This is a genomic window from Exobacillus caeni (assembly GCF_005747095.1).
Classification (GTDB): Bacteria; Bacillota; Bacilli; order Bacillales; family Guptibacillaceae; genus Exobacillus; species Exobacillus caeni.
Genome location: NZ_SWLG01000029.1, coordinates 19,829 through 33,218, shown reverse-complemented (window position 1 = coordinate 33,218; position 13,390 = coordinate 19,829). Strand labels below are relative to the sequence as shown.

Here is a 13,390-nt window from a genome sequence, read left to right as displayed (position 1 = left end):
TGACAAGTTTTATTTTAAATTCCTCACTATATTTGGCCATAAAAACACCCCCGAAAGTTAGATTTATTACTCTAACTTTCGGGGGTCGGTACCTTTCAGGCCCTTTTAAAGAGATTGTTCAATTCCTTCTTCTTTTAGCACTGTATACATTTCCGAAGCTTCTTCTTTTCGAGTTGTTTCTTTTACTTCTTCCACCTGTACAGTAACAATCTTGTTGCCGAAACGGATCTTCAATTCATCCCCTGGTTTCACATTTGAACCGGCCTTTGCTGCCTGGCCATTAATTTCAATTCTTCCTTTGTCGCAAATTTCTTTTGCAACAGACCGGCGTTTGATCAGCCGTGAAACTTTCAAAAACTTATCAAGACGCATTACTTAACCGCTTCCTTCAACTTGTTTCCGGCTTTAAACGCAGGAACAGTAGATGCAGGGATCGAAATCTCTTCACCGGTCTGTGGATTTCGGCCGGTACGGCTTGCACGTTCTCTTGTTTCAAACGTCCCAAAGCCGACAAACTGTACCTTTTCCCCATTCTTCAGTGCTTCAGTAATCTCATCAAGCATCCCACTGACAACCGTTTCAACATCCTTCTTTGGTAAACCTGACTTCTCAGATAAATTCGTCACCAATTCGCCTTTATTCATTACTTCATCCTCCTATCGAATCATTTACTAGCAAAATTCTTCATTTAAGGGAGATTTCCTTTTTAAAAGTATTATTAAACCACTACCTGCCTCAAAGGACACTTATACAAATAGGGACCACAAAGCAAATGGGGAAAATCATCTTGCATAGCTTATATTAATGTCCCTTTCCTTTCGCCTCATCCCACAGGCTGTCCAGTTCATCAAGCGTTAGCTCCTCACCTTTAAGCCCCCGTGCAGCCAGTTGCTCCTCAATATAACGGAAACGGTTATAAAACTTGCTATTTGTCCTTAAAACCGCTTCTTCTGGATTAATCTTATAATACCTGCCCAGATTAATCAGCGCAAACAGTATATCTCCAAACTCGCTAATTTTTTCCTGCTCGTCTTCCTTTGCCAGTGCTTGCATGAACTCTTCCAGTTCTTCCGTTACTTTATCCCAGATCGGCTCGGGCTCACTCCAATCAAATCCGATCTCTGCAGCGCTTTTCTGAAGTTCATATGCCCTTAGCACACCCGGCAGCGCTTTATTGATTTTATCAAGGCGAGACTTTTCCGGCCGGTAACCTTCTTCTTTCTTTATATCCTCCCATAAAGCAGACACCTCTTCGGCATTTTCTGCCTGTTTTTCGCCAAATACATGCGGGTGTCTTCTAACCAGCTTATCATTCAAGTTGCTTACCACATCAGCGATCGTAAACATTCCTTCATCCTCGCCGATTTGAGCATGCAGCATCACCTGCAGCAAAACATCACCGAGCTCTTCAGCCAGATGGTCCTCGTCCTGTTCATCGATCGCATCAAGCACTTCATAAGCTTCCTCGATCAAATACTTCTTTAACGATTCATGTGTTTGCTTCTTATCCCACGGACAACCATCCGGGCCTCTCAGTGCAGCGATGACTTCCCTTAAGTATTCAAAATCTCCATAAAGCAAAGCATCCTCAGATACAGGAGGCACATACACTGCTGTAAGATTATCGACTTCCACCGACCGGTCTAGTTCATATAAGGGAATTTTAATAACAGACTCATCTTTGTTTCCTGCCGCGCGGACAACCGTCACTCCATAATCGTCAGGAAGAAGCTCCATCAATGTTAATTTCACTTCTGAGGCCACAAAAGCATCATATACCTGTACAAAAATCAGATGCTGGCGAATTTGAACCTCACTTCGTGAAAACCTTGTTGCATCAAGAATCTGGCATCCCTGGATCGGGTCTATTTTAAGCGCTGAGAACATGGGGTCCAAAAAGCTTTGTCCTCCAGCGATGTCTATGGAAACACCTTTCTCCTCTGCTTCATGCAGCAAGGTTTGCACTGTTTGCTCTGCAATAAGCGGATGGCCCGGAACAGCATAAACAACATCTTTACCAACTGTTTCCTGCCATAATTGATCCACAATAGCACGATATGTATCTTCAAAGGAATCATTTTTCTCATAGAATTGATCGAACGAGGTAAACTGGACTCCTTCCTCCTTTAACTCTTTTACGACAGGATGATGAGCCGTTCTAATATAAAGGGTTTCTGCATTTTTAAGAAGCCTGTAGCTTCCCATCGTCAGCTGCTCCATTCCACCTGCACCAAGCCCGACTATTGTTAAGGTATTTGCCATTCCATTAGCTCCTTTACATCTGTTTAAGCAACGATTCTTTCCAACTAAACCTAAAATTATAGATCCCTAAAACAATGGGGCTGACACTTTGTTTTTGAGTCATCCCCTTCCATCAACTTGATGCTATCATTTATCATTTCCAAAGACAAAGTGCCAACAAACTTATTTACTGAAATTATTAAGTTTCTGCCTTTTCCCTTCTTACGAGCCTTGAAAAGGAAAGAAGTTTATCTCCTTTTGGCAAAAGAAGCAACTCTTCATCATTGAATACATGTAACCTTAATAAAGCGAGCAAGTAGCTCACAGCACCAATGCATGAGCTGCTTACCGCTATCACTGCAGCTGACATACGGTCTTCCTCTCCAGAAATGACGTAAAGTGTTTCTTTCCAGATCCCGACTACAATAATCATTGCCGCCATGCTAGCAAACACCTTAATCCCTTTAAATTTCGCTTTGTAAAACAAACCGGTTTTTTTATGAATGGAAAGAACGCTAAGAAATGCAAAGAGAGAAAATACACCAACTGTAGAAAAAGCTGCACCCATCAATCCGAAAGCAGGCACAAGGGAAAGGTTAAGCAAAACCTTCAAACCGATTAAGAGGACAACATACCAGGCAACTTCCCTGGCTGCATCCATCCCCTGCAAAATACCTGCTGCAGTAAGGGCGATAGAGCTAAACAATAAAGATACTCCTAGCACTCCAAGTTCAAGTGATCGGGCGTTATCCGTAAACAGCATCGTGTTGACAGGTTCAATAATTATTGCCAATCCTGCTGCAGCTGCAACACCTATCACTACACTAACCTTCAGGGCGATCGATGAATAATAGATAATGGTCTCGAAATCCCGTTTTAAATAAGCTTTCGTAATAACGGGAACAAGAGAAAGTGAAAGAGATGTAGCAAGTACAGTTCCGAGCTGGATCAAAGGCTGGCCCCGGTCGAATACCCCTTTGGTTATCCTTGCGATCCGACCGTCAAAACCAGCTTCTATCAATGACGGAACAATTGTTAACGCATCGACCAGCTGGATCAAAACAAGAACAAGAGCACTAACGCAAATTGCAAAGCCTTCTTTTAACAGTCGAATCAAAACCACTTTTATCGAAAGTTTTCTCTTTCCATTGCCTGTCTCTCTGTTTATTGTTTTTTTTCGATATAAAAAATAAAACAGGAGAAATAACACTGCTGCACCGCCGCCGATAACCGAGCCGGCAGCTGCACCTGTTCCTGCAGCATAGGCTCCGTAACCGCCCTTTATAATAGAAAGCGTTAATAAAAGGATTGCAATAACGCGGACAGCTTGCTCGATCAGCTGTGAGGCTGCAGTCGGGAACATATTTTCTTTTCCTTGAAAATACCCTCTAACTGATGCGATCAGCGGCATTACTAAGAAAGAAAACGAAGTTACTCTGAGCGGAAGGGAGAGGGCTCTATCACCCATTAGCCCCGCAATATACGGCGCGCTTGAAAAAAGAACAGCGAAAGAAACCAAACCGATAAAAGCAAGACTGTAAAAGGAAATGCGCGCAACGTCAATCGCCCCTAAATGATCCCCTTTCGAGTTGCTATCTGAAACAAGCCTTGAGATTACGACCGGAAAGCCGTAGGTCGCAAGGATAATCACGATGGAGTAAAAGGGATAAACCTGCTGATAGACGTAAAAGCCTAGATCTCCTGCTAAATTCTGATATGGAATTCGATACCCTACACTCATAACCTTCATAACGAGCGCAACAGCCGTTAACAGTACTGCGCCCTGCCAGAAGCTTTTATTGTTAGAGGCGTTCATGCTTACACCTTCCTGAAAAAATCAAATGAAATATATGTAAAATCCTTTATGCATTATAGCATATCTCCCTAATCTTTACGCATTATTTTCTTTTTCCCTATCTAGCAGGAAACACTCGTTTATTTTTCAGGAAAGCTTTTATATATAATGCAGCCATCTCCAGGTTGTTTACAACCACTAAAAAAAGGAGAAGCTAAAAAGCTTTCTCCTTAAAGATGGTGATAAAGATAAGATGAAGACATTATTGTTCCATCTGTCGTGCCAAAAATCCTGCTGCTGTTTCACACAAACGTTGTTCGATTTCGCCGAGCTTGTCATTTTCTTTTGCAACCATAAGAACGGCACCGATCGGATCACCATTTGCAATAATTGGAGCAATCACATGGCTGTCTTCAATCTGATTGCCATCTACCAGCTCAGCCTGGGCATTATCAGCACTCGTTTTACGATTTTCCATTGCCTTTTCAACTGTAATGCCAATATTTTTGTTAAGGTATTCTTTTTTAGAACCCCCCGCGACTGCTATAAAAACATCGCGATCGGAAATTAAAACAAGGTGCCCAGAGTTTTCCGCTAACGATTCTGCATATTCTTTTGCAAAATCGCCAAGTTCACTGATCGGAGAATATTTCTTTAAAATAACTTCTCCCTCTCTGTCGACAAAGATTTCCAGTGGATCACCTTCACGAATACGTAATGTTCTGCGAATTTCTTTTGGAATTACGACACGGCCTAAATCATCGATACGACGAACAATACCAGTTGCTTTCATCTAAGTTGCCTCACTTTCATCAAGGTTGTTGGATACTGAATTTTAACGGATTTTTTCTCTTTTTGTGGGGTGAGTACCAATTTCTTTCTTTTATTATCCGTCGTCGTGCCATATCTATTCACAATCATGTCAAAATTGTTTTAATCATCCAATTAACAGGCAGCAAAACAGCCTGCCTTTATCCAGCATTCCTCGTCTTTCTTCCGGTTTTTGTAATTTTTTCCAGTATCTTTTCAACAAGGGTTACTTGTTCGTTCATCTCCATGCCGCGACCTTTTACTGCCAGCTTTACTTTGTTTCCGTCTGCTCCAAGCGAAACCTTTCTTCCATATTCATTCGCGATTTCAAAAATATCTTCACCCTTTACGATTTCCCTTGCGTCTTCAGAAAACGTTAGAACGATATCCTGTTTTCTTTGGGTAACAGACTCCACTTTCAAGCGCCTTGCGAACTCCTTGATTCTTGCAATAGAGAATAGATATTCTACTTCTTCAGGAAAATCGCCAAATCTGTCGAGCATTTCATCTTGAAGGTCAATTACATCCTTCAATGACTTTAATCCTTTAAACCGTTTGTACATATCGATTTTCTGCCGTTCATCCTGAATGTAGCTTTGCGGAATATATGCGTCTACATCAATCTCGATTTCCACAGAGAAAGGCGTTTCTTTCGGTTTGTTCCCTTTTCTTTCTTCGATTGCTTCGCGCAGCATTTCAGAGTAAAGGTCAAAGCCAACCGAATCGATAAATCCGTGCTGTTCTGCACCAAGGAGGTTCCCGGCACCACGAATAGACAGATCGCGCATCGCAATTTTAAAACCAGAACCAAGTTCGGTGAATTCCTTGATTGCCTGAAGTCGCTTTTCTGCAACTTCAGTCAATACTTTGTCCCTTTGATAAGTAATATAGGCGTATGCTACTCTGTTTGACCTTCCTACACGGCCACGTAGCTGGTAAAGTTGTGAAAGCCCCATTTTATCGCCATTATATACAATGAGTGTGTTCACATTAGGAATATCGACTCCTGTTTCAATAATCGTTGTGCTCACTAACACATCATAATTGCCATCAAGAAAATCGATCATGACAGACTCTAGTTCAGATTCACTCATTTGTCCATGTGCAAATGCAACCTTTGCATCCGGTACGAGCGAACGGATTTGCTCCGTCATCCGGTCGATATCCTCCACACGGTTATAGAGGAAATACACCTGGCCGCCTCGTGCCAATTCACGCTCTATCGCCTCCCTGGCAAGGGCGGCACTGAACTCAGCTACATAAGTCTGAACCGGAAAACGGTTTTCAGGAGGCGTTTCGATCACGGAAAGGTCCCTTACACCAAGTAATGACATATGGAGTGTCCTCGGGATCGGTGTAGCTGTTAACGTAAGTACGTCCACGTTAGCTTTCATTCGTTTTATCTTTTCTTTGTGGGTTACACCGAAACGCTGCTCTTCATCGACGATGAGTAAGCCGAGATCGTTATACTTAATGTCTTTAGAAAGGATCCGATGCGTTCCAACTACCACATCGATCGAGCCATTTTTCAATCCTTTAAGCGTTTCGTTTTGTTCTTTCCTGGAACGGAATCTGCTTAACAGCCCGATGTTGATCGGATGGTCTGCAAACCGTTCGCGAAGCGTTTCAAAGTGCTGCTGGGCAAGGATCGTTGTCGGAACGAGAATAGCAACCTGTTTTCCATCCATGATCGCTTTAAAAGCAGCCCTTACTGCAACTTCGGTTTTTCCGTATCCTACATCGCCGCACAGCAGTCGGTCCATCGGCCTTTCTTTTTCCATATCCTCTTTAATTTCTTGAATAGCACGGAGTTGGTCTTCTGTTTCTTGATAAGGGAAAGAAGCTTCAAATTCCCGCTGCGCTTCGTCATCTTTAGGATATCGATGGCCTTTGCTTGCCTCTCTCTCTGCATAAAGCTTGATAAGATCATCAGCAATATCCTGGACAGATGACTGGACTTTACGTTTAACCTTCTTCCAGTCATTGCCGCCAAGCTTGTAAATCTTGGGTTCTTTTCCTTCCGAAGCAACATATTTTTGAACCTGGTCAATTTGATCGACAGGAACATACAGGTTATCGTTTCCAGAATAGCTAATATAAAGGTAATCTTTATGAATCCCGTTAATTTCTAGCGTTTTAATGCCAAGGTATTTCCCGATTCCATGATTAACATGGACAACATAGTCTCCTACTTTTAGCTCTGTATATGTTTTGATGCGCTCAGCATTTGATAATTTTTGAGTTCTGCGCGGCTTCCTGGTTTTGGTTGTGAACACCTCTGCTTCTGTTAACACTGCAAGCTTTTGCATCGGCAATTCAAAACCGCCGCTCAGATCTCCGATTAGGATTTGATAGCTTCCGTGTGTTAACGGAGCGTCTGGGTCTGTTATCAATGCATCGATTTCGTAATCGTCCAGCACCCGTTCGAACCGTTTTGCCCTCTCCTGGTTAGGAGCAAGAAACACAACTGCAAACTTCCCCTTTTTCCAGCGTTCGAGTTCGCCTTTCAACACGTTCATCTGCCCGTGAAAGTTCTGCATCGATTTACAAGAGACATTAATGATATTTTCTGGATTCGTATGCGGAACATGTCGCAAAAACAGAGAAAGGTAAATGACGGATTGCTTAATCTTCCCAAATAGATCATCGTAATGACGAGATAACGAAAGATCAGCGACGATTTCTCCCTGCTTTAAGAGCGCTGTCTGCCATTCCGCCTCTTCTTTGTCGAGGTCTGACGACATTTCCTGGACCCTGCTTACTTCATCAAAAACTACCGTTCCATTTTCCGGCATATAATCTAGCAAACTTGCAGGATTCTCATAATAAAAAGACATATATTTATAAAGTCCCTGGAATGCCTCCTGCCGTTTTAGCTGCCCGATCTCATAATTAATATGTTCATTCAAATTTTCTTTTGCTTTATTATCTTTTACTTTTTTAAGTGTTTTGCCAAGCTGTGCTTCAAGTTTAGTTGCACCCTGTTCATAATTCTCCGGAAAAAGAATCACTTCCTCGGCAGGGCCAATCGTTACCGAATCTGTTTTGTCCTCAGACCGCTGGTTTTCGATATTAAAATAACGAATGGAGTCCACTTCTGTGTCGAATAGTTCGATTCGGACCGGATGGCTCTCCGTTAGCGGATAGATGTCGATGATTCCACCGCGGACACTGAATTCTCCCGGTGTTGCAACCATAGCCGTTCTTTCATAACCAATTGCAACAAGCCTTTTTAATGTTTCTTCCAGGTTAATATCATCACCGATATGGAACGTTAACTGTCCTTTTCTCCAAACTTCCTTTGGCGGCAAATACCGCCTTACTCCAGATATCGGAGCAATGACGATGCCGCTCTGGCTCTCGCTCCAGTGATTGAGCACTTCAATCCTCTGGCCCCTGAGCTCCGGGCTTGCAATCGCAATTTCTGAGGATATCAGTTCATTTACCGGGTATAGAAAAACTTCTTTTGGATCTACCAGATCTGTCAAGTCCTCATATAACTTTTGAGCCTGGTATAGGTTGTGGGTAATAATCAATGTAGAGCGTTTTGTCGCATTATAAAGAGAAGCTATTAATAGCATCCTGGCTGAACCTGATAGTCCGGAAACCAGCTGCTCTTTTAGCCCCCCATCGATTCCATCTAGTAACGTTTGAACCTCATCGCCTTTACTGAAGTAATTTCGAAGTCCTAACATATTTTGATTTTCTCCCCTCTCAAACTAACGGGTCGTGGTGTAAGGTTTCTTTCATTTTCATCTATTAAAACCAAACTTTTTTAAAGAGCCAAAACAACGCAAAAATGCTTTGGAAAAACCCAAAGCGCTTATTGAATAAAAGAGTGCAATTGATGATAATGAGGGTTTCTCTCTAAAGCTTCCTGGCAATCTTCACAAATCGTTTTCACCGTCATGGTACCATCGTTATGATATTCAATCATTTCCTGCCGTTCCTGGTTCGTCAACTGGTTAAATCCCAGCTTATCTATCGTACAACTTTGTTGTTCAAGCTTTCCTACCTCTTGTCCGCAGTGGCGGCACTGATAGGTGATAGTCATATGAAAAGTCCTCCTTAACATCCATTTCTTTTCCTAGTATGGACGTTAAGCTTGGAATCTATTCATTGGTTAAATTCATTCATGACTTCTAAAAAAGGTGTGTTTATCCACTTTTCACTGGCTGCTGCAGATTTATTAACTGCATTCTTAATCTGGTCTTCTTCCTCTTTTCTAAACCTACTCAACACATAGTCAGGAACCGACATGCCAGATGGCGGACGGTCGACCCCAATTCTGATTCTCTTAAAATCCTGGCTGTTCAAGTGTGCGATCAATGATTTTATTCCATTATGCCCTCCGGCACTCCCCTTTTGCCTCAGGCGAATCTTTCCGACTGGCAAATCAAGATCATCATAAACAACCAGTAAATCCTCGAGTGGAATATCAAAGTAATCCATTATAGGGCGTACTGATTCTCCAGATAAATTCATATATGTGTAAGGTTTCAACAGGAAAATGGATTCTCCTTCTATATTCTTTTTCCCGTAGATCCCGTTAAATTTTTTATTATCGAGCTCAATCCCCAGCTTTTCTGATAATTGGTCGATCACTTTAAATCCAATGTTGTGACGGGTGTCTTCATATTTTCTACCCGGATTTCCAAGTCCAACGATTAATTTCACAATTCCTTCCTCACTTTCAACCTGCTTGCTTTCGCACCTGGTTCTCCTATCTACCATATGACTTCAATAATCTTTTTGCAAACATTAATTTTCCGATATCTCATTTTATGGGTAACTTTAAGCTTTCATGCATTTCTCGCTTAGTAATACATAAGGAGCATGATTACATGGTTAAAAAGGCGTAACCTGCAGGTTACGCCTTTCCCTTTATTCTTCTGTATTCTCTTCCTGACCACTGTCTTCTTTATCTTCGTTATCCTCAACCTGACCGCTGACAACGCCTGCTGCTTCCCCAGTGTCTTCCTCTTCCTCTGTTTCTTCCGGCTCTTTGGAAGGAGGAACGACTGAAACGATCGGCTCTTCATCATCAGCTTGAATTTCATATTTGCCAGATTTTTCGAGATCTCCAACTTGAAGGGTATCCCCAATTTCAAGTTTTTCCACATTAACAGAAATGCTGTCAGGGAAATCATTTGGTTTGGCACGAACAGTAATGTCATGTAGCATATGCTGAAGGACTCCGCCTTCTTTTACTCCTGCAGCTTCTCCAACAATCTGTACAGGAACATCTGCATCGACCTCTTTATTTAAGTCAACGGAGAAAAAGTCCACGTGCACCAGCGTTCCTTTGATTGAATCATACTGCAGTTCATGAACCATAACTGGATACTTCCCCTGGTCAGCAAAGTCTAGTGAGATAACGCCATTTTTCCCTACCTGACGATACACTTTGAAAAATTCATTGGCATCGACAGAAACGGGGGCGCTTTTCCGATCTTTTCCATATAGTACACCCGGCAATCCCTCGTTTTTGCGGATTTCCCTTAAGTGAGCTCTGGTTGTGACCGCTCTATCCTCTGCTTTTAATGTTGCATCCATTAGTTCATCACCTTCCTGAATACGTTTTTAGATATCTTTATATGATATACCCTTATTCAGGCCAATCTAAACCTTATTCGTCGAAGAGCTTGCTTACAGAAAGCTGCTCATGAACGCGGATGATTGCTTCACCTAACAGCGGCGCCACGGACAACTGTGTGATTTTATCGATCATTTTTTCTTCTGGAAGTGGAATCGTATTTGTAATCACTAATTCTTTAATCTTAGAGTTTTGGATTCTTTCAATGGCAGGGCCGGATAATACCGGATGCGTACAGCAAGCATATACTTCTTTTGCCCCATTCTCGACAAGCGCATTGGAAGCTAATGTAATCGTCCCTGCAGTGTCAATTATATCATCGATAATGATGGCTGTTTTCCCTTCAATATTACCAACAATATTCATTACTTCTGCCACGTTTGGACGCGGGCGCCTTTTATCGATAATCGCGATTGGAGCTTTGAGACGATCTGCAAGCTTTCTTGCCCTTGTAACCCCTCCATGGTCAGGAGAAACGATTACGATATCTTCAAGATTCTTTTCCCTAAAGTGTTTAGCAAGAATCGGCACACCAAGTAATTGGTCAACAGGGATATCGAAGAACCCTTGAATTTGGGTCGCATGAAGATCAAGTGTAATTACGCGTGTAACGCCAGCAACTTCAAGAAGATTTGCGACCAATTTGGCTGTTATGGGCTCACGGGATCTTGCTTTACGATCCTGCCTAGCATATCCATAATACGGTAAAACAACGTTGATTGTTTTAGCAGAAGCACGCTTCAATGCATCTACCATGATCAAGAGCTCCATGATATGTTCATTAACCGGAGCAGAAGTAGACTGGATCACATAAACATCACATCCGCGAATACTTTCTTCGATATTGATCTGGATTTCTCCATCACTGAATCGAGTAACCGAACATTTACCCATCTTAACTCCGATATGTTCTACGATTTGTTCAGCTAGATCTGGGTTTGAGTTTAATGTGAAAACTTTCAAGTTTGGATCTAAATAACTAGCCATTGGCCGATACCCCTCCAATAAAAATGTTCTTATTTATTCTTTTTTAAATAATCTTCTTTATTTGTTTGGCGAGAGCGAGCGATTGACAGTGATTCGGACGGAACATCCTCTGTTATCGTAGAACCAGCTGCTACAAAAGCGTCTTTTCCAACTGTAACTGGTGCGACTAAGTTTACGTTGCAGCCAATAAATGCGCCGTCTTCCACTTTTGTTAGATGCTTGTTTTTGCCATCATAGTTAACTGTTATAGAGCCGCAGCCCAGATTAACTTCTTTACCGATTTCTGCATCACCGATATAACTTAAGTGAGAAGCCTTACTTCCTTTTTCCATTTTAGACTTTTTGATTTCAACAAAGTTCCCAACTTTCACTTCTTCACCTATTATTGATTGAGGGCGAACATGTGCAAACGGGCCGATCTTCACAGCATTGCCTACTTCACTATCATGGACAACGGATTGCTTGATGGTAGCTTCATTACCAATACTACTATCTTTGATCTCTGTTTGAGGACCAATAATACAATCTTCTCCGATCTTCGTTTCTCCTAGAATCGTTGTTCCTGGATAAATAACAGTGTCGTGGCCAATTTGTGCATCAGCAGAAATATAAGTGTTCTCAGGATCAATGATCGTAACCCCGTTTCTCATATGCTGTTCATTTATCCTTTGCTTTAATAAACGTTCCGCCCGTGCAAGTGCAACCCTGTCATTGACCCCGATCGTTTCATTAAAATGCGGGGTTTTAAAAGCCGCTACTTTTTCTCCACGCTTTTGCAGGATTTCAATGACATCCGGTAAATAGTATTCACCCTGGACGTTATCATTATTTACATGCTTTAACGCCTCGAAAAGTTCTTTATTATCGAAGCAGAAAATGCCAGTATTGATCTCTTTGATTTTACGTTCTTGTTCTGTCGCATCCTTGTGTTCAACGATACGCTCCACGAGCCCTTCGGAGTTTCGAACGATTCTTCCATAACCGGTTGGATCTTCTGGCTCAGCAGTAAGAATAGAAGCTTTAGCACTCTCATTCTCATGATGCGACAAAAGCGCTTCCATCGTTTCAGCTGTGATCAATGGCGTGTCACCGCATACTACAATGGTAACCCCTTCTTTTCCGCTTAACTGATCTGCGGCTTGCATAACCGCATGTCCTGTTCCAAGCTGTTCTTCCTGCATGGCATATTTCACACGATCCTGCAGCTGTTCTTCCACTTTCTCAGCTCCATGGCCAATAATCGTTACAATCTTATCAAGATTTAGCTTTGACAGATTATCAACTACATGCTCGACCATCGGCTTGCCGCAAACAGGATGGAGAACTTTATATAATTTTGATTTCATTCTTGTTCCCTGGCCAGCAGCTAATACGACTGCATATCTATTCATCGAATATCCTCCATTACTTCCTATTTTCCACTATGACTATATCTCAAAAAAAGGTCCTTTTCAAGAAAGAACCGCGAAATATCACGTATTTGAAACAATTTCCATAAGTGGAATTTGATTATTGGAATTTATGTAAGACCACAGAAAAGGTTTACCCCACCATGAAAATAAAAAAACCTGATCTTAATTGATCAGGTTTTATGAAGCACCGGCTTCTTCGTATGCAGCTTCCATTTCCCCAACACGATGATATTCAGCCAGCACTGCTGTTTGAATCTTCTCCCTTGTGTTTGAGGAGATCGGGTGAGCTATATCACGGAATTCTCCGTCTGGAGTCCTTTTACTTGGCATTGCTACAAACATGCCATTATTTCCATCAATGACACGAATATCATGAACTACAAACTCATGATCAATTGTAATCGAAGCAATCGCACGCATACGGCCTTCCGTATTTACACGTCTTAAACGCACATCAGTAACTTCCATTGAAGTACACCACCTTTTTCCATAAATTAGAGCATATATCAATATTCGTTCATTCCTATGCAAATCCTTCTCTAAATTTTA

At 41.9% G+C, this 13,390-nt stretch carries 12 protein-coding genes; all 12 read right to left on the bottom strand.

Annotated elements, in window-relative coordinates:
- Positions 1–105 precede the first annotated feature (105 nt).
- Positions 106–372: an RNA-binding S4 domain-containing protein gene (locus FCL54_RS22340; protein ID WP_138129508.1), complete on the bottom strand. Its 267-nt coding sequence runs from the start codon at positions 370–372 to the stop codon at positions 106–108.
- Positions 372–644, bottom strand: coding sequence for an HU family DNA-binding protein (locus FCL54_RS22335; protein ID WP_138129506.1), 273 nt, complete (start codon positions 642–644; stop codon positions 372–374). Before FCL54_RS22335 ends, FCL54_RS22340 begins: the two co-directional genes overlap by 1 nt.
- A gap of 157 nt (positions 645–801) precedes the next feature.
- Positions 802–2,262, bottom strand: a complete 1,461-nt coding sequence (gene yabN / locus FCL54_RS22330) for a bifunctional methyltransferase/pyrophosphohydrolase YabN (protein ID WP_138129504.1) — start codon at positions 2,260–2,262, stop codon at positions 802–804.
- Between the two features lie 178 nt (positions 2,263–2,440).
- Complete coding sequence (locus tag FCL54_RS22325) at positions 2,441–4,057, bottom strand: putative polysaccharide biosynthesis protein (RefSeq protein ID WP_138129502.1); 1,617 nt, start codon at positions 4,055–4,057, stop codon at positions 2,441–2,443.
- A gap of 241 nt (positions 4,058–4,298) precedes the next feature.
- Positions 4,299–4,829, bottom strand: coding sequence for a stage V sporulation protein T (spoVT, locus tag FCL54_RS22320; protein ID WP_138129500.1), 531 nt, complete (start codon positions 4,827–4,829; stop codon positions 4,299–4,301).
- A gap of 178 nt (positions 4,830–5,007) precedes the next feature.
- On the bottom strand, positions 5,008–8,541 hold the full coding sequence (gene mfd, locus FCL54_RS22315; RefSeq protein ID WP_138129498.1) for a transcription-repair coupling factor: 3,534 nt from the start codon (positions 8,539–8,541) through the stop codon (positions 5,008–5,010).
- A 128-nt stretch (positions 8,542–8,669) separates the two neighbouring features.
- A complete protein-coding gene (gene fin / locus FCL54_RS22310) occupies positions 8,670–8,900 on the bottom strand; it encodes an anti-sigma-F factor Fin (RefSeq protein ID WP_138129496.1) in 231 nt (76 codons plus the stop codon).
- A gap of 62 nt (positions 8,901–8,962) precedes the next feature.
- The gene (gene pth, locus FCL54_RS22305; protein WP_138129511.1) at positions 8,963–9,523 is read right to left on the bottom strand and encodes an aminoacyl-tRNA hydrolase; all 561 of its coding nucleotides are present in this window, start codon (positions 9,521–9,523) and stop codon (positions 8,963–8,965) included.
- A gap of 207 nt (positions 9,524–9,730) precedes the next feature.
- Positions 9,731–10,402: a 50S ribosomal protein L25/general stress protein Ctc gene (locus FCL54_RS22300; protein ID WP_138129494.1), complete on the bottom strand. Its 672-nt coding sequence runs from the start codon at positions 10,400–10,402 to the stop codon at positions 9,731–9,733.
- A gap of 73 nt (positions 10,403–10,475) precedes the next feature.
- Positions 10,476–11,429: a ribose-phosphate diphosphokinase gene (locus FCL54_RS22295; RefSeq protein ID WP_138129492.1), complete on the bottom strand. Its 954-nt coding sequence runs from the start codon at positions 11,427–11,429 to the stop codon at positions 10,476–10,478.
- Positions 11,430–11,458: 29 nt separating this feature from the next.
- Positions 11,459–12,820: a bifunctional UDP-N-acetylglucosamine diphosphorylase/glucosamine-1-phosphate N-acetyltransferase GlmU gene (gene glmU / locus FCL54_RS22290; RefSeq protein ID WP_138129490.1), complete on the bottom strand. Its 1,362-nt coding sequence runs from the start codon at positions 12,818–12,820 to the stop codon at positions 11,459–11,461.
- Between the two features lie 198 nt (positions 12,821–13,018).
- On the bottom strand, positions 13,019–13,309 hold the full coding sequence (gene spoVG, locus FCL54_RS22285; protein WP_138129488.1) for a septation regulator SpoVG: 291 nt from the start codon (positions 13,307–13,309) through the stop codon (positions 13,019–13,021).
- Positions 13,310–13,390: the final 81 nt, after the last annotated feature.